Here is an 18,132-nt window from a genome sequence, read left to right as displayed (position 1 = left end):
CGCAACACCCCCACCAACGACCACCCCACCAAAGACCCCAACACCCGCTCACACTCACCCATCCACCACCCAAACACCACCGACTCATCCAACAACCCCACCGCCATCCCCACCCACTGCGACCCCTGCCCCGGAAACACCAACACCGAACGACCCGACACCACCCCACCACCACACACCACATACGGAGACTCCACACCCCGCGACAGCGCCGCAACACCCGCCAACAACTCATCACGACCAGACCCCACCACCACCGCCCGCCGCTCAAAAGCCGTACGGGTGGTAGCCAGAGCACAACCCACCTCGCCCAACGACGAAACAGATCCGGCACCCAGATGCGCCAACAGCCGCGCAGCCTGCTCCCGCAACGCCTCATCACTACGACCCGACAACACCCACGGCACGGGACCGGGCCGCGGAGGATCCACCGTCTCGGCCGATGCCTCAACCGGCGCCGACTCCACGATCACATGGGCGTTCGTGCCACTGATACCGAAGGAGGACACACCCGCCCGTCGCGGACGACCCGTGTCGTCCCACGCCCGTGCCTCCGTCAACAACTGTCCTGCGCCCGCCGACCAGTCGACATTCGGCGAGGGGGCGTCCACGTGCAGCGTCTTCGGCATCACCTCGTGCCGCAACGCCAACACCGACTTGATCACACCGCCCACACCGGCAGCCGCCTGGGTGTGTCCGATGTTCGACTTCAACGACCCGATCCACACCGGACGCTCGACGGGCCGGTCTTGGCCATACGTGGCCAACAGCGCCTGCGCCTCGATCGGATCGCCCAACGTCGTACCCGTACCGTGCGCCTCCACCACATCCACATCGGAAGCCGTCAGCCCCGCATCCGCCAACGCCGCCCGGATCACCCGCTGCTGCGACGGACCACTGGGCGCCGTCAGACCGTTGCTCGCACCATCCTGGTTCGTGGCCGACCCACGCACCACCGCCAACACCGGATGCCCATGGCGCCGCGCGTCCGACAGACGTTCCAGCAGCAACATTCCCACGCCCTCGGCCAAACCGAAGCCGTCGGCCGCCGCCGCAAAGGCTTTGCACCGACCGTCCGGAGCAAGACCGCCCTGCTGGCTGAACTCCACCAACATGCCGACCGTGGACATCACCGTCACACCACCGGCCAGGGCCATGGAGCACTCGCCCGAACGCAATGCCCGAACCGCCAGGTGCAGTGCCACCAGTGACGACGAGCACGCCGTGTCCACGGTGACCGCCGCGCCTTCCAGGCCCAGGGTGTAGGCGAGGCGGCCCGAGGCGACACTTCCCGTATTGCCGGTCAGCAGGTGGCCACCGGCGTCGGCGCCCTGTTCGAGACGGGGTCCGTAGTCCATGGTCATCGCCCCGACGAAGACCCCGGTTCGGCTCTTACGCAGGGTGGACGGATCGATCCCGGCCCGCTCCAGCACCTCCCAGGTCGTTTCCAACAGCAGCCGCTGCTGCGGATCCATCGCCAGCGCCTCACGCGGCGAGATGCCGAAGAACTCCGCGTCGAAGAGGCCGGCGCCATCGAGGGATCCTGCCTCGCGCTGGTAGTACCGACCCGGATTGCCCGGCACGGGGTCGTACCGTCCAGCGGTGTCCCAACCACGGTTCGCGGGAAGCGCCGAGACCGCGTCGACTCCGCTCGACACGAGTTCCCAGAGCTCGTCCGGGCTGTTGACGCCACCCGGATAGCGGCATCCCATGCTGACGATCACCACGGGGTCGTCGTCATCGGCCCGCATCGGCAGAACGGTGTCCGCATCGTCGTCGGCTCGGTCGCCGACGAGTTCGGTACGGAGGTACTCGGCCAGTTCCTCCGGGGTCGGGCGGTCGAACACCACCGTCGCCGGAATCCGCAGCGCCGTCACCGCACTGAGACGGTTGCGCAGTTCCACCGCGGTGACCGAGTCGAATCCCAAGGCGCGGAAGGCCGAGTCCTTCGGCACCGGATCGGTCCGCCCGGTCAGCGACGCGATCTCTCGCCCCACCAACCGCAACAGGACGGCGCACTGCTCGGGCGCGCCCATCCCGGCCAGCTCTGCGCGCAGTGCAACCCCGTCGCCTCCCCTTGCTTCACCACCGTCGGTCCGGGTCACGACTGCCGGACCGGGCTCGGCCAGGACCGACGGCGGCAGTTCCACCACGCTGGTGTCCCGCCCGGCGTACGGCGCTTCCCGGTCCGGTGTCACACCCTGTACGTACAGTTCCCCGAGCGAGGTCAGGAAGCGGCCCGGGCCGCCCTGGTCCCGGCGCAGCGTTCCGAGGACCGCTGCTTCCGATCCGCTCTCCTCGACACAGTCCACGAGTGCCGAGGTCAGTACGGTGTGCGGGCTGACCTCAAGGAGCACGCCGTACCCGTCCCGCAACAGGGCCCCGGCCGCCTGCTGGAAGCTGACCGTGCTGCGCAGGTTGCGGCACCAGTAGTCGGCGTCCAACACCGGGGCGTCCAACAGTTCGCCGGTCAGCGCGGAGTAGTACGGCAGGTGTGCTGTGAGCGGCTGGATGGGCGCGAGGTCCGCTCGCATGCGGGGAAGGATCTCGTCGATGTGGGAGGAGTGGGCGGCCAGGCCCACCGCGATCTTCCGTGCGTGCAGTCCGGCCGCGGCCAGTTCGGTGAGCAGGTGTGCCGCGGCGTCGGAATCACCCGAGACGATCACGGACTTGGGACCGTTCAGTGCGGCGACGACGAGACGGCCGCCCCAGCGTTGCAGATGTGGCTCCACCTCACGGACGGAGGCCATGACGGAGATCATGTCCCCCCGGCCGGCCAGGGTCGCCTGGGCCTGGCTCCACAGGGCCACCACCCGCGCGGAGTCCTCCAGGGACAGTGCGCCCGAGACGGCGGCGGCCGTGACCTCACCGACGCTGTGCCCGAGCACCGCGTCGGGTTCCACCCCGTGGGAGCGCCACAGTGCGGCCAGCGACACCGTCACCGCGAACAGCACCGGTTGCACCACGTCGGCCCGGTCCGCTCCCGGCCCGCCCACGGCTGCCGGGTCACGGAGCGCATCCTCCAACGACCAGTCGATGAACGGCCGCAGCGCCTGGGCGCACTCGTCCATCTGCCGCCGGAACACCGGGGACGCGTCCAGCAGGTCCACCGCCATCCGGGGCCACTGCGCTCCCTGCCCGGGGAAGACGAAGGCGACCCGCGGATGTGACCGCGCTGCCGCACCCTCCACCAGCCCGGGCATCCCTCTGCCGTCGGCGAGCGCGTCCAACCGCTCCAGGAATCCGTCACGGCCCTCGGCCACCAGCGCAGCCCGTCGGCTCCCGGCGGAGGCGTCACGGGCGAGGGTGAGTGCAACGTCCTCCGGTCTCCAGTCGTCACGACCGGCGAGGTGTGCACGCAGGGCGCGGGCTCTGGCTGCCAGGGAGTCCCTGCCACTACCGGCCAACGTCCACAGCAGGGGTGATCCCGTACCGGTTGAGTGCGCCATCGTGTCTCTGGTACTCCTTCACGGCGAGCAGGACCATCAGTCACCGGACCTGCGCGGTACGCCCGCCTCCGCGGGTCGCCCACCGGCCGGGGCGCTTCTCGTCATGCCCGGCGCTTGCCGCCACCGGACCTGCGGTTCAGATCTTTCCCGAGCGGCATAGCAGCCCGATAGCGCAAGCCGCGACACGGACCCGGGCACCGTTGCGAGGGCCGTGCTTACGCGGTGCGGGGGTGATGCCGCCCCCGCACCGCGTAAGCCGATCGGCGCCATCACCGTTGTGGGGCGGAGGGGTTCGCGGAGTTGACCGGGCGTCGGGTACGGGGCTCACCGCGGGCGCGGTGGGCCGCCACCCGACTGTGCTTCCGCCGTGCCGCTCAACTGGGCGACCAGCTCGCGCTTGAGCACCTTGCCGCTGGGGCCGAGCGGATAGGCATCGACGAACTCCACCAGGCGCGGATACTTGTACGCGGCCATCCGCTCCCGGCTCCAGGCCACGATCTCGGCACCCAGCGCCGGGCCCGGAACCGCACCGGAACGCGCCATCACCACCGCGCACACCTCCTCGCCGTGGACGGGGTGCGGCAGTCCGACGACGGCGACCTGGGCGATCGCCGGATGTCGCGCCAGTACGTCCTCCACCTCACGCGGGTAGACGTTGTACCCGGCGCGCAGCACCATGTCCTTCTTGCGGTCGACGATGGACAGATAGCCTTCGTCGTCCTTCACGCCGAGGTCGCCCGAGCGGAACCAGCCGTCCACGATCGCCTCGGCTGTCGCCTCCGGCCGGTTCAGATAGCCGGCCATGACGTTGTGCCCCCGGATGACGACCTCGCCCAGTTCGCCGTTGGGCAACAACTCGACCCGGTCCGCAACGTCCGCTCTGGCGATCTCGACTTCGACGCCCCAGATCGGTCTGCCCACGGTTCCCGGCTTGAGCGGCCACGCCTTCTGGTTGTACGCCACCACGGGAGACGTCTCGGTCAGCCCGTACCCCTCGTAGACCGGGCAGCCGTACGTCTCCCGGAATGCGTCGAGCAGTGTCACGGACAGCGCGGAGCCACCGGAGAACGCTCGGTCGAGTGCCGGGCGGCGGGGATCGGCCCGGGCTGCGGCGAGGAGCGCCACGTACATCGTCGGAACGCCCATGAAGAGCGTGCAGTTCTCCCGCACCATGAGGTCGAGTGCCCGTGGCCCGTCGAACCTGGGCATCAGGACCAGGGTCGCACCCGCCCGGAAGCAGGTGTTCATTCCGCAGATCTGGCCGAACGTGTGAAACAGCGGCAGGCACCCGAGCAGGACGTCGTCCGCAGTGAAGTCGAACGGGGAGAGCATGGTGGTGTCGACGTTCATCACCACGTTGAGATGGGTGAGCAGCGCGCCCTTGGGTTGGCCGGTGGTGCCGGAGGTGTAGAGGATCACCGCGATGTCACCGGGATCACACGGCACGTGGCGGTCGACGGGCGCGCTCCCCGCGGCGAGTGCGTCCAGGCGCGGAGCGTTGTGCTTCCCTTCCACCATGACGGTGAGCACGGGCGTTCCGGCTGCCTCAGCGGCTTTGCCGCCCTCGTCCAGCAGCGAGGCGGCGCAGATCAGTGCCGCGGCCCCGGAGTCCTTGAGGACGTACGAGATCTCGTCCGCCCGGAGGAGGGCGTGGATGGGAACCGCGGTCGCTCCGAGCGCGAGCACACCGAAGTAGGACAGTGGGAAGTGTGGTGTGTTGGGGAGCAGCAGCGCCACCTTGTCGCCCGGGCCGATGCCCCGGTCGCGCAGCACGGCCGCGTAGCGCCGCGCCCCGTCCCACAGTTCGCGATAGGTGATCTTCCGTGTGTCGAACACGATCGCCGGGTGTTCCGGCCGCCGCAGTGCGGACTCCGCGAGTACGGCAGCCACGGAGAGGGGCATGGGGATCTCACACGTTCGCTTCCGCGGCCAGCTGTGCCTTGTCCGGTTTGCCGGCACCGGTCAGGGGCAGTGCGGTACGGATGCCGATCTGGGCCGGGATGTGTTTCGGGGAGATGGTCGTGCGGATGTGGTCCGCCAGATCGGCGGCGGTGGCGGTGCTTCCCTCGCGCAGCACCACGGCGGCGTGCATATGCTCGATCCGGTCCGCGTCCCGTACGCAGAAGACACTGGCCTGCACGACGTCGGGGTGGGCCAGGAAGGCGTTCTCGACCGTCACGGGGTGGATCTTGATGCCGTTGGTCTTCATCACCTCGCCGATCCGGCCGCGGATGTGCAGGTAGCCTTCACCGTCGACGAAGCCGAGGTCACCGGTGTGGATCCAGCCGTCCCGAACGGTCCGGGCGGTGAGTTCGGGCTCTGCCACGTACTCGCTCATCGTGAATGCCGACCGTACGCAGATCTCGCCGATTTCCCCGGCCGGCAGATCGCGGTGGTCGTCCTGGTCGCGGATCTGGACCCAACCGGGCATCGGCCGTCCGACCGTGGTCCGCAGACGAGGGTCGCGGTGCTCGGCCGGTGAGAGCATGCTGACGAAGCCGGCCTCGCTGGTGGCGTACACCTGGATGAGTACGTCGCCGAAGACCTTGACCGCGTCGGCCAGTCGCTCAGGGGATGCAGGAGAACCCACGTAGGTGAGCATCTGGAGACTGGACAGGTCGGTCGAGCCCACGTCGGGGTGGTCCAGGAGCATGTACAGCTGGGGAGGTGACACCAGCAGCCTGGTGATCCGGTGCTGGTTCAGTGCGCGCAGCACGTCACCCGGATCGAAGCCGTCCCGCAGGAACACCGAGCCGCCGGACGCGAGCGAGTCGTCGGTCGTGGCACCGCTGGAATGGCTCATCGGGAGGGTGGCCAGATAGACGGACCGCCAGCCCATCTGCAAGCCGGCGGAGATGAAGCCGTTTCGGGTCTGGAAGTCGACGGCGATGCCCTTCGGCTTGCCGGTCGTACCGCTGGTGTAGGTCACCACCGCGGGATGGTCGAGCCTGATCTCGACATCGGCCGGATCGAATGATTCCGCGTCCGCGGTGGTCAGGTCGAGGACATCGGGGCCGAGATCACCGAGACCGATGAGGTCGAGGGGAGTTGGCAGCCGGTCGCGCAGCCCACGGGCGGCCTCAAGGTTCTCTGCGTCCACGGCCAGGTGTGTCGCGCCGGTCTCCTGGAGGATCTTGATTTTGGCATCCTCGACCAAATGGTCCCCGGGGTCGACCGCGTTGGTGGTGTGCAGGTGGACCACCGTGGCCCCGATCAGATTGGCGGCGTACCGCAGGATCAGCGTCGGGGCGGTGTTGGTGACCGTGAGGACGGCGACCACGGTGTCGGTGGCCCTCCCGTTCCGGTCGACGTGCTGGCGCAGGGCGTGCGCGGCGGACCGGACCAGGGCGGATAACTCCGCCGCGGTCAGGGACTTGTCATGCCATGACAGGACCGTCTTTTCCGGTTCTGCGGAGATCACCTTGAGGATCTTACTGACATACGTTTCGTTCGACGACACGCAGAACTCCTTTTGCGCTAGTACCGGAGATTTCCGGGGAGCATACAACACGAAACAGAGATGCGTCAGGAGTTCTTATTCCCCGACGGATCCATGGGGATATCAGAGTGTCACAGGTCGCGCCATTGAAGCGATATGCCGCTGTGGGATAATCCCCTCAGCCAGTCCGAGTTCCGCATCGACACAGTTCTCAGAGAAGCGAGTTGACGCTATGGAACATTACCTGGAGCTCTTTTCGCGACATATTCAGGAATTAGGTTCCACGGAGGGGAAACGGGAGTTCCTTGAAATCGGACGGCTCGCCGGGCAGTTCCCGGCTGCGCAGAACCACCGCGACGGAGTCGTATCCGAGATCAATGTGTGGTGCAGCAACGACTACCTGGGAATGGGACAACACCCACTCGTGCTGGCGGCGACGCGGGAAGCACTCGACGAGTACGGCGCTGGGGCGGGCGGTTCCCGGAACATCGGCGGGACCAACCGCCTCCATGTCCAGTTGGAGAAGGAACTGGCCGATCTGCACGGCAAGCCGGACGCGCTGCTCTTCACCTCCGGGTACACCGCCAATGACGGAGCCCTCTCGGTACTCGCCGGCCGACTGGGCAACTGTCTCGTCTTCTCCGACGAGATGAACCACGCCTCGATCATCGACGGTCTCCGACACAGCGGCGCGGAAAAGCGCATCTTCCGTCACAATGACACGGCGCATCTGGAGGAATTGATCTCGGCCGCCGATCCCCACCGTCCGAAGATGATCGTCCTGGAGTCGGTCTATTCGATGGCCGGCGATGTCGCCCCGCTCGCCGAGATCGCGACGATCGCCCGGAACCACGGCGCCATGACGTTCCTCGACGAGGTACACGCAGTCGGAATGTACGGCCCCCAGGGCGCCGGTATCGCCGCGAGCCAGGGACTTGCGGACGAATTCACCGTCATCATGGGCACGCTGGCCAAGGGATTCGGCACGACCGGTGGCTACATAGCGGGCCCCACCGAACTGATCGACGCGGTGCGCGGCTTCTCGCGCTCCTTCATCTTCACCACGGCCCTCCCGCCGGCCGTCGTGGCGGGCGCCCTCGCCGCGGTTCGGCATCTGCGCACCTCGGACACGGAACGCACAAGGCTCGCGGAGAACGCCCGGCTGATGCACCGACTTCTCAGGGAACACGGGATCCCCTTCGTTTCGGACGAATCCCACATCGTCTCGGTCTTCGTCGGGGACGACGACCTCTCCAAGCGGATCTCCAGCATTCTGCTGGAACGCCACGGCGCCTATGTACAGGCGATCAACGCGCCGAGCGTGCGTCTGGGCCAGGAAATCCTCAGAACCGCTCCCGGTGCGGTGCACGATCCCTCAGAGGTGCGGAAGTTCGTCGGGGCACTGGACGAGATCTGGGGGGAGCTGGGGCTTGCTCGCTCGCCGAGCCCGCAGCAGCCGGCCGCGACGGAAGCCTGATCCAACGCCGCGCCCCGTACGGACGGCGGAGCTCAGGGGAACCCCGTGGTGAACCGGAGCCTTCGGGTCTCTCATCGACTTTCCGTCGCGGCTGCCACCGCGCGATCGGGAACCAACGGCGTGGAGCGGGATTCAACCCGCGCCCCGGGGGCAGTCGCCCTTTCGTGACGACTGGGGACATGTGCCACGCCCGCCCGTGGGTGTTGACGTCACGACGACACGATGCGCGGCGCCGATACGGGCGACGGCACGGTCGGCCCTGCATCGAGCGGACGGGTTCCGCGCCCTGGCAGCCAGGACCGATACGAAGCACCGGATGGAGTTGCTGACACCGTGAAATGGATACTGGTGATCGTCGTTGTGATCGCTGTGGTCATCTGGGTTCAATCGAAAAAGGGGCGCTAGCGGGCCAGTCACACCGGATTGGCGCCGGATCACACGACGGCTCTGGTCGGCGCCGACCGGTGGGACGTCATGCACCGGTGTGCTGCGCTGACGGTGTTGCCACCGATGCGACCTCCCCTTCGCGGGGAGGCCGTTCCGGGTGCCCGGAGCGAGCACCCGGAGCTGCCCGCTCCCGCCCGGTGACCGAGGTGACCGACCCGTTCAGCTCGCGACGGCGGCCGGGTCCATCCAGACGATTTCCCATGTGTGTCCGTCGGGGTCGTTGAAGGCACGGCCGTACATGAAGCCGTGGTCCTGGGTCTCCCCGGTGTGGGAGCCACCTGCGGCAATGGCCTTCTCCACGAGTTCGTCGACCTTCTCACGGCTTTCGGCGCTGAGCGCGAGGAGGACTTCGCTGGAGGAGGTGGGGTCCGCAATGGGCTTGTCGGTGAACTGGGCGTACTTCTGGTGGGTGTGGAGCATGACGACGATGGTGTCGCTGAGCGGGATGGACGCGGTGTTCTCGTCGCTGAACTGGGGGTTGATGGTGTAGCCCAGTTCGGTGAAGAACTTCTTCGACGCGTCGAGATCGCGGGTGGCGAGGTTGACGAAGATCATCTGCTGGTACATGGCGGGGTGTCTCCCATCTCGGTCGTGCTGTTCATGTGGGTAGACGGGGCCACCGCGCAAGACTCATCGGTACATCGAAAGATTCTTCGGATTTTCTTCCACCACGCCGCCAGGCCACCAGGACCGCGGCCGGAGGGTACCGGACGCGCGTGAGGCGGAGGGAGCCCGCTCACTGCCCCCAGGGCACACGACGGCAGACACCCTTCACCCCGGCCCGATCGACACAGGAGACGCGGTCGCGCGCTTCTCGGATCGACGGCCCCGCGTGGGGGCCGTCACCGTCCCGGGCCGGCGCCCCGGTCACCCCGCGACGTACCGGCTACTCCGCGACGTACGTGAAACGGACCCAGCGATACACCCTCAGCTCGCCACCCGTGTGGAGGACCGTCTGGGGCGACGGCTCCCAGTGTTCGTACCGATTGCCCTTGAGCACCTTGACCGTGGCCGTCTCGTCGACGACGTACCGGATGCGCTCCCCTTCGGGCAACAGCTCCGCCGGGCCACCGGTGAGTATGGCGTTGGGCCGGTTCTCGTACGTGTCTTCCATTCCTTCTCCTCTAGCTCGACTCGTCTGCACTGTCATCGGCACTGTCATCGGCGTGGGCGTACGGCGACGGGGACCGTTCCCGCCCCAGCCGGTCAGAACGGTTGGGGCAGCGCCGCGCTCCGTACCGTCAACCACTGCCACTGCGTGTACTCCTCCTGACTCTGGCGCGCACCATGTCTGCTGCCGTTGCCTGAGGCGCCACGGCCTCCGAAGGGGACGTGGGCGTTGTCGTCGATGGTCTGCCCGTTGATGTGGACGATCCCGGTGGCCAGCCGGTCGGCGAGGGCAAGACCGCGCTCCACCGATCCGGTCCGGACCGCGGCGACCAGCCCGTACGCGGTGCGGTTGGCGACGGCGACGGCCTCCTCCTCGTCCGCGACGACCACGACCGGGGCGACGGGGCCGAAGATCTCCTCGGCGAACGCGGGCATGGTGGGGGTCACTCCGGTGAGGACCGTCGGACGGTGGAAGAGCCCGGTGGACGTGCCTCCGGTACGGATCCGGGCCCCTGCGGCGACCGTGGCCCGGATGGTCTCCGAGACCCTGGCCAACTGGCTCTCGTTGATCAGCGGGCCGAGTGCCGCGTCACTGGTCCAGGGATCGCCGACTGTCAGGGCCTCGGCCTGCCGGGCGAGTCTCTCGACGTAGGCGTCGGCGACGGAGGCGAGGACGATGTGGCGCCCCGCTGCCATGCACACCTGTCCCTGGTGGAAGAACGAGCCCCAAGCGCCCGCCGATGCAGCGGCGTCCAGGTCGGCGTCGTCCAGGACGATGTAGGCGTTGTTGCCGCCGAGTTCGAGGGAGACCCGCTTGAGGGCCCCGCCCGCCGCGGCGCCGACCTCACGGCCCACCGCCGTGGAGCCCGTGAACGCGATCATCGCGATGTCCGGATGAACGGTCAGGGCCCGTCCGGGACCGGCGTCGCCGGGCAGCACATGGAGGACGCCCTCGGGTAGACCGGCCCGTTCGAAGAGGGCCGCGATGACATGGCCGCCGGACACCGGCGTGTGGGGATCGGGTTTGAGGACGACGGCGTTCCCGAGGGCGAGGGCGGGAGCGAGCGCGCGCATCGCCAGCAGCAGCGGAAAGTTCCAGGGGCTGATGACACCGACGACGCCGAGCGGAATCCTGCGCCCGGTACTGCGGCGGTCCGGGGTGTCGGGGAGCAGTTCGCCGTGGGGCAGGGTGGGCAGGGACGCGGCGACCCACAGTTCGTCGAGTGCGGAGCGCACCTCGTGCTCCGCCTTCGGCCGGACGGCGCCGCCCTCGCGCACCAGCCATTCGACCACTTCCGCGGAGTGCTCCTCCAGGGTCAGGGCCGCCAGGCGCAGGACCTTCGCGCGCTCGGCGGGAGCCGTCGCAGCCCAGGCGGGCGCTGCTGCGGCGGCGAGGGTGACGGCGTGGTCCACGTCTTCGGCGGTCGCGAGCCCGACGGTGGTCAGAACACGACCGGTGGCCGGTTCGAGGACGTCGGTGGTCCCCGCGTGGGCGGGGGTGCGCCAGCCTCCGCTGTGGATGCGCCGGGTGGTGATGGTGGTGTCCACGAGCAGGGTCATGCCCGCCCTCCTGTCCGGTGTCCGGTGACCGGTACGTCGATGAGCAGCGGGGTGTCGCGGTGCGCGGCCTTGGCGACGGTCGCCGCGAGTTCGGCGGCGTCCGTCACGCGTACCGCCTCGATGCCGAAGAAGGCGGCGGCCCGGGTGAAGTCCAGCCTCGGGTGCACGAGGTCGAGGCCGGGGTAGCTACCGGCCCGGGTGGCGTTGCTCTGCCAGGAGTCCAAGGTGTCCTTGAGGGTGCGGTACTCGCCGTTGTTCAGGACGACGTAGGTGACGGGCACCCGGTCGTGGGCGGCGTTCCACAGACCTTGGAGACCGAACATGGTGCTGCCGTCGCCGAGGACCGCGACCACCGGGCGGCTGGGGTCGCCCAGCCGGGCTCCGACGGCCATGCCGGTGCCCGAGCCGAGTCCTCCGCCGAGGGTGTGGACGAAGGACCGGGGTCGGGTCTGGCGGAGCACGGTCCGCAGCAGGGGTCCGGCGGTGATGGCCTGTTCGACGACGACGGCGTCTTCAGGGAGCCCGGAGGCGACGGCGTGGACGGCGGCGAGCGGGTCCAGCGGAGCTCCGCCGTAGGCCGCGACCGCCTCGGCGTCGGTTCGGGCGCGGTCGGCGGCGGTGCGGTCGGCGACGGCCCGGGCACGTGCGGCCGTCTCGGTCTCTCGGCCCGACGGATGGGGGCGCAGCCGGTCGGCGAGGGCGTCGAGGGTGGCCCGGATGCCGCCGACGAGTGCGGCCTCGACCCCGAAGTTGCGGCCCACCTCGGCGGGGTCGTCGTCGAGTTGGACGATCCGGGAGCTGCGCGGCACGGCAGGTCCCGGGGAGTAGTGATGGGGCATGAAGGCGTGGCAGCCGGCGATGAACACCACGTCGTGGGGGGCGAGGAGGGAGCGGATCTCCGTGTTCACCGGTGGGAGGGTGCCGACGTGGAGGGGGTGGGCGGTCGGGAAGTTGAGGCCGTCGCTCATGGGCTGGTGGTAGGTGGTCGCGCCGAGTGCTTCCGCGACGGTGACGAGGGAGCCGACCGCGCCGTCACGGCCCACGCCGTCGCCCGCGACGATCGCGGGCCTGGTGGCTTTGGCCAATAGTTCTACGGCCGCGTCGACCCCGGTGGCGGCCCCGGGCTCGGGGAGGGTGACACGGGCCGGGAGGTCTACGTCGGTGTCCTCGGCGAGCAGGTCCATGGGGAGCGAGAGGAAGACGGGTCCGGCGGGTGGCTGCCGGGCGAGACGGAAGGCACGGCGCAGGAGTACGGGGAGGTCATGGGCGTGCTGGACGTCGAAGGCGGCCTTGACTGCCGCACCGGCCAGGCCGACCAGGTCACCGGAGAGCATGGGGTCCTGGACCAGATGGCGCCGGTCCTGCTGTCCGGCGGTGACCACCAGAGGAGTACGGGAGCGGCTCGCGTTGAGCAGACCGACCAGCCCGTTGGCGAGTCCGGCGGCGACGTGCAGGCTGACGAAGGCGGTGCGGCCGGTGGCCCGGGCGTAGCCGTCGGCCATGGCGACGACGGAGCCCTCGTGGACGCCGAGGACGTACTCGATGTCGTGGGCGTCGACCAGGGCGTCGAGGAAGGGCAGTTCGGTGGTCCCGGGGTTGCCGAAGACCCGGTCGACGCCTTCCTGCCTGAGCACGGTGAGCAGGGCTTCCACGGGTCTCATCGACCGGCCTCCGAACCGGGGTTGCCGCCACCGGAAGCTCCCGTGCCACCGGGGGTGTGGGCGGTGCCGCCGGACCAGGCTCCGCCGACCTTGGCCAGGACGTCGGCGCTGTAGAGGCGGAGTCCCTGGGCCAGGGCGAAGGCGGAGAGATAGGCGCGGAAGCTGTCCTGGGGTTCCTCCGCCAGATTGAGCATCCGGCGGTTGGCGACGACCGCGGGCCCGGCGAGTTGTTCGGCGGCCCGCGCGGCGGCGGGGCCGACATCGCCTGAGTGGACGGTCTCGTCGCAGATCAGGCGCGCGTCGGGCTCCGTCGCCCGGATGCGGCGGCCGGAGAGGATGATCTGACGGGCGGCACGGGCACCGGTCTGTCGGGTGAGGCGGAGGTTGCTGACCCCGGGCACGATGCCCTCCTGCGCGGCGGGGAGGCTGAAGTAGGCGTCGGAGCCGGCGACGACGTGGTCGATGACGAGCAGGATCTGCGTTCCGCCGCCGATGGCGAAGGTGTCGACGGCGGCCACCCAGGGCTTCTCCAGCGTGTGGTGCGGCCAGTTCTGGGGGGTGTCGTCGAGCAGCAGGCCCCGCTTGATCTTGTGGATGAAGCCGAGTTCGCGCCGGAGTAGGAAGTCGACGTACGAGATCTGGCCCCGGTGGAGATGCTTGAGGTTGATGCCCGCGCTGAAGACTCGACGGCCGGCGTAGCGCGGGTGGGTCATGACGGTGCCGCGCAGGATGCCCGCGTGGCAGTCGTCGTCCAGGAGTGCGAGGTCGACCGCCGTCTCCAGGTCCTCGGCCAGCTTGTTGTCCTCGGCGTTGAGGCAGTGGGGGTTGCGGATCTCCAGATGGGCGATGCCCGCCATGCGCTCGATGAGGACGGAGCCGAGATCGGCGGTGCCCGTCCGCCGGAAGGCGTCCAGCAGGGAGAGGGCCCGGGAGGTCGGGCGGAGCATCGACTCCATCAGGTGCGTTCCGGCGCGCGGAGAGCCGAGGAGCCCCGCGAAGAGGATGGCCTGGTCGATCTCCCGGCCTTCCTTGTGCGCCTGGATCCGGGTGAGTTCGGTGGCGAGTTGCTCACGGGTGGGGACCAGGCCGGGGATTTCGGTGGCTGCCCGGGCCGCGAGCACGTCGATCCGTGGACGGTCGCCGCCGCCGTCGGTGAGCGAATCGTGGACGTGTTCGGTGTGGGCCGCCATGAAGCGGGAGCGGAGCCAGCGTGTGGGGCGGTGGGTGGCAGCAGCTGCCGCGCGCTGCGCCTCGTCGCGGTCCGGAGCGGGCGGAAGGGTGTCGAGGAAGGCGTCGGCCCGTGCCGCGTAGTCGGCGAGGGCCGAGGCATCGGCGGCGAAACCACCGGTGATCCCGGGAGGTTCGGGCAGGGGCGGCGCCGGTTCGGGAGAGGCTGAAGGCGGGTGCACCGTTCCGGCGGTCGCCATGGTGGTGGTTCCTTCCATCGGGTTCCGTGTTTGGTCCGGGTGTCGCCGCGGCGACAGGCTCACAGGGCGTCGGTCGCCTGGAGGCGCCGCAGGCTCCGGTCACAGGCAGCCAGGTGGACGCCGAGGGCTTCCTCAAAGCTGGTCGATCCCGCTTCGAGCAACAGCCGGCGGCGGATGGCGACCTCGGGTCCGCTCAGCCGGCGGGCGAGGGCGACGGCCGCGGTGAGTGCGGTGGCGGTGTCGTCGGTGATCTCGTCGACGAGGCCGACTTCCAGCGCGCGGGAGACGGGCAACTCGGCACCGAAGAGGACCAGTCGTCGGACCTGGGCGGTGCCCAGTTGGCCAGCGAGCCGGTGCACGATCACACCGGGCCAGGGCTCTCCGGAGGCCATGAGGGGCGCCAGCCGCAGATCGGGGGTGCCGATGCGGTAGTCGCAGGAGAGCAGGGCCTCCAGCGCGGTGCCGCCGCACCAGCCCTCAGCGATGGCGAAGGTGGCGGCACCGGCGCGCTCCAGGCGGCGCAGCGCCCGTTCCCACCGGGCGACCAGATGGATGGCGGCGGGTGCGGTGGGAGGCCCGGGTTCGCCGTCGGCGGCCGGCAGGCCCAGCCGCAGGACGACCACCGGCTCGTCCGCCGCGGCCTCGACCCGGGCGCAGAGGGAGTCCACCGCGTCGATCAGCCCGGCTGTCAGCTGCTCTGTTCCTGTGATGGTGAGCCGGGCCTCGGTGAACCCGGGGACGGCCATCATGTGGTGTGTGTTTCCAGGAGACATGTTTCCCACCGTTTCCCCCGGCCGTTGCCGGATCAGTACCGCAGCAATGCCGTCTCGATGGTCGAGCCGGGTCCCATGGTCATGAGCACTCCGTACTCGCCGGGGCGGACGACTCCCGACTCCATGAGGCGTTCGTAGGAGAAGAGGAAGGACCCGCTGGAGAGATTTCCGTGGTCGCGCAGGACGTCCGTGGTGTGCCGGACGTCATGGCGGGTGAGGCCCAGATTGACCATGACGGAGTCGATGACCTTCTTCCCGCCGGAGTGCACGACCCAGTGGTCGATGTCGCGCGCGCCCAGGCCGGTGCCTTTGAGCAGCTGTCCGATGACGGTCTCGGCGTTGGCTCCCACGACGTAGGGGACATCGCGATCGAGGAAGAAGCTGAACTTGCCCTGGTCGTCGTCCCAGTCGTAACGCATGGCCCCGACCGCGTCCGGGATGATGTGGCTGGAGAACTTCAGCAGGGACGGTCCCTGCGCGGTGTTGTCGCCGCCCGTGGTCAGGGCGACCGCCGCGGCGCCGTCCCCGAAGAGGCTGTTGACGACGGACGTGCGCATCGTTCCGTCGAAGACGTAGGCGGCGGAGCACGCCTCGGAGCAGACCATGACGGCGAGTTCCCCGGGGTGCGCCGTGGACCAGCCGGCCACGGCGTTGAGCCCGTTGAGCCCGGCGTTGCACCCCATGCCCACCACGTCGAGACGGCTGGTGTCGGTGCGCAGCCCGAGCTTCTTGATGAGCAGGGCGCTGAAGCCGGGTGTCAGGAAGCCGGTGGAGGTGACACAGGCCAGATAGCGCACGTCGTCGAGGTCGGCGCCGATCCCCTTCAGGCACTCCTGCAGGGCACGGGCCCCCATTTCGATCCCGTTGTCACGGTGTTTGCCGAGCAGTTCGCCCTGGGTCTCCTGGCGGCGGGTGCCGTCGGGGAGTTCGGGCGGCAACTGGAGGGAGCGGCGCTCTATGGCACTGTTCAGGAACACCGACCGAACGCGCGGGTCTTCGATACGGAAAGTGTCCAGTATTTCCCGCTGGGAGTAGGAAGTCGGCATGACCGCCGTCCCCACACCGAGGATCCTTGGTTTGTCACGGACCTGCGAGTTCTCAGGATCTGCGGTTTCCCCAGCTAAATCCCGGTGCACCGGAAGCGATGTTCCGATCATGTTTCACCTCGAATTGATAATGTGCATTCATCCGTTCGACGCAGTGCGCAATTGCGACCGCCAGGCGTCACATCAATCGACATTACCTCGATCATTGGCGGTCCTTCGGATAGGTAGGGGCCGGTAGGGGTGCACATCACCGGACCATGGTCGGACGCGGGCGACGGGCGGCCACCCCTACCCCGCGCCGGGGCGGCATCAGGGGAGAGGGCGGCCCAGCAGGCCGGCGAGTTCCGCGGTGCGACGCTGGAAGGAGGACTGGAGTGCCCGTGCGGCGCCGGTCTCCAGCAGGTCGGCCAGGATCCGCAGTTGGACCCCGATGAAGGCACGGGTCATCGGGTCGTCGATCAGCCAGCCACCGTTCCCGTCCGGGACGACGATGTCCGGCGCCGCATTCACCACCACCTCGGGTGCCGGGACCACGACATTGCGCAGGCCGGTGAGGAGCGTGGACGCGTCGGCGAGGGCGCGGAACCCGTTGACCCGGGCAGGGGTGGCCACCAGGACGAGGACCGCCTTGCCGCAGAACGCCGGATCGTTCAACGGGCGGGACGCCCAGTCGATGGCGTTCTTGAGGACACCGGGCAGGGCGTGCAGATACTCGGGGGTCGCGATCACTATCCCGTCGTGGGCGCTGATCGCTGCCCGCAGCCGGGCGACGGCAGGGGGCGGCTCCGCCGCATCGAGGTCCTCACTGTAGAGAGGAAGACCCGCCAGCCCCTCGAAGAAGTCGAACTCCATTCCCTCGGGCGCCAACTGCGGGAGTGCACGCAGCACAGCGCTATTGTACGAGTCCTTTCGCAAGGATCCGGAAATTGCGAGCACGCTCGTCAAGGAGTACCCCCAGTGATCACACGGCGCGGATTCGATGGATGCTACCGCTCTCCAATGCAACGGCTCTGAAAAGTCTCCACCATGTATTCCTAGGGGTTGGCTAGGGGTTTTACGTCGCATGTGACCGGGTCATAATGCTCAGCACCCTCTCCGGCTTCAGGGCACCCATGGGAACCATGCGGATGGACCTCGGCGAGCCGCTCCGGGGGGTTCTGTGGGCGCACCACTCCGGGGGTCCTAGCGGCGCACCGGAGAACTCGCCGTCTGCGGCCCTTCGCCGACTTCCCCCACCGCATGGCCAGGTACCGCATGGCCAGGTACCGCATGGCCCGGTCGTGCATGGCCCGGTCGTGCATCCCCAGTTCCTGGCAGCCGTGCACAGCCCGGAGAGTGACGATTCTTCTGTGTGGCAACCCTCCCCCACGGGCGGGCCAGAGGGGACATGGGCACAGCACACGCACATCCATGTGCGTACCGCACAACAAAGTGCCTTCTTCGCAGATCGTTGTGGAGGGTGCAGAATTTCCGTGCACCACCGGATGTGTCCGCACCACGGGGAGGAATCGTGTGCCCGTGTGCCTTGGGTGGCGAGCAGGGGGAGGTCTGACGATGCGGGGCTGGAGCAACCGCCCACGGCCGGCACTTCGCCGGCACCGACGGGCTCGGTCCGGTACCGCGGCGATCGAGGGCACGTACCTGGGAGCACGGACGGGCCACGCCGAAGGGATTGGTGTGCACGCTGCCGGACACACTGCCGTACGGCCGTCGCGGGGGAGCCGCACGGGCGTCCCGGGGGCG

General features: G+C 68.9%; 12 protein-coding genes. 1 reads left to right on the top strand and 11 read right to left on the bottom strand.

The window, feature by feature from the left end:
- From ABZ348_RS33575 to ABZ348_RS33565, 3 genes are all read right to left on the bottom strand, one after another.
- On the bottom strand, window positions 1-3,449 hold a 3,449-nt coding region (locus tag ABZ348_RS33575; protein WP_358939619.1), incomplete at its 3' end, for an acyltransferase domain-containing protein.
- A gap of 324 nt (window positions 3,450-3,773) precedes the next feature.
- Window positions 3,774-5,351 (bottom strand): long-chain fatty acid--CoA ligase, encoded by a 1,578-nt coding sequence (locus ABZ348_RS33570; protein ID WP_358939617.1) that lies wholly within the window; start codon window positions 5,349-5,351, stop codon window positions 3,774-3,776.
- A gap of 7 nt (window positions 5,352-5,358) precedes the next feature.
- Complete coding sequence (locus tag ABZ348_RS33565; RefSeq protein WP_358939615.1) at window positions 5,359-6,909, bottom strand: AMP-binding protein; 1,551 nt, start codon at window positions 6,907-6,909, stop codon at window positions 5,359-5,361.
- 211 nt (window positions 6,910-7,120) lie between these two features.
- On the opposite strand from ABZ348_RS33565, the gene hemA reads away from it, so the two are divergent.
- Window positions 7,121-8,365 (top strand): 5-aminolevulinate synthase, encoded by a 1,245-nt coding sequence (gene hemA / locus ABZ348_RS33560; RefSeq protein WP_358939613.1) that lies wholly within the window; start codon window positions 7,121-7,123, stop codon window positions 8,363-8,365.
- A 606-nt stretch (window positions 8,366-8,971) separates the two neighbouring features.
- Here the strand turns inward: hemA and ABZ348_RS33555 are convergent.
- The 8 genes from ABZ348_RS33555 to ABZ348_RS33520 all read right to left on the bottom strand — a co-directional run bounded on the left by ABZ348_RS33555 (window position 8,972) and on the right by ABZ348_RS33520 (window position 17,454).
- Complete coding sequence (locus ABZ348_RS33555) at window positions 8,972-9,379, bottom strand: VOC family protein (protein WP_358939611.1); 408 nt, start codon at window positions 9,377-9,379, stop codon at window positions 8,972-8,974.
- Between the two features lie 319 nt (window positions 9,380-9,698).
- Complete coding sequence (locus ABZ348_RS33550) at window positions 9,699-9,926, bottom strand: DUF5988 family protein (RefSeq protein WP_358939609.1); 228 nt, start codon at window positions 9,924-9,926, stop codon at window positions 9,699-9,701.
- 92 nt (window positions 9,927-10,018) lie between these two features.
- Window positions 10,019-11,482: an aldehyde dehydrogenase family protein gene (locus ABZ348_RS33545; protein ID WP_358939607.1), complete on the bottom strand. Its 1,464-nt coding sequence runs from the start codon at window positions 11,480-11,482 to the stop codon at window positions 10,019-10,021.
- The gene (locus tag ABZ348_RS33540) at window positions 11,479-13,143 is read right to left on the bottom strand and encodes a thiamine pyrophosphate-binding protein (protein ID WP_358939605.1); all 1,665 of its coding nucleotides are present in this window, start codon (window positions 13,141-13,143) and stop codon (window positions 11,479-11,481) included. The genes ABZ348_RS33545 and ABZ348_RS33540 overlap by 4 nt, the downstream gene beginning before the upstream one ends.
- Window positions 13,140-14,570 (bottom strand): (3,5-dihydroxyphenyl)acetyl-CoA 1,2-dioxygenase DpgC, encoded by a 1,431-nt coding sequence (gene dpgC, locus ABZ348_RS33535; protein ID WP_358939603.1) that lies wholly within the window; start codon window positions 14,568-14,570, stop codon window positions 13,140-13,142. Before dpgC ends, ABZ348_RS33540 begins: the two co-directional genes overlap by 4 nt.
- A gap of 59 nt (window positions 14,571-14,629) precedes the next feature.
- Complete coding sequence (gene dpgB / locus ABZ348_RS33530) at window positions 14,630-15,343, bottom strand: enoyl-CoA-hydratase DpgB (RefSeq protein WP_358939601.1); 714 nt, start codon at window positions 15,341-15,343, stop codon at window positions 14,630-14,632.
- Between the two features lie 32 nt (window positions 15,344-15,375).
- Entirely contained in the window at window positions 15,376-16,413 is a 1,038-nt protein-coding gene (dpgA, locus tag ABZ348_RS33525) for a 3,5-dihydroxyphenylacetyl-CoA synthase DpgA (protein ID WP_358939623.1), read from the bottom strand.
- Window positions 16,414-16,698: 285 nt separating this feature from the next.
- Window positions 16,699-17,454 (bottom strand): NADPH-dependent FMN reductase, encoded by a 756-nt coding sequence (locus ABZ348_RS33520; protein ID WP_358939599.1) that lies wholly within the window; start codon window positions 17,452-17,454, stop codon window positions 16,699-16,701.
- Between the last annotated feature and the right edge of the window lie 678 nt (window positions 17,455-18,132).

Origin of the sequence: Streptomyces sp. NPDC005963 (genome assembly GCF_040638655.1) — a bacterium.
Classification (GTDB): domain Bacteria; phylum Actinomycetota; class Actinomycetes; order Streptomycetales; family Streptomycetaceae; genus Streptomyces.
The sequence above is the reverse complement of the archived record's forward strand: the minus strand, read 5'-3'. Positions and strand labels throughout refer to the sequence as shown.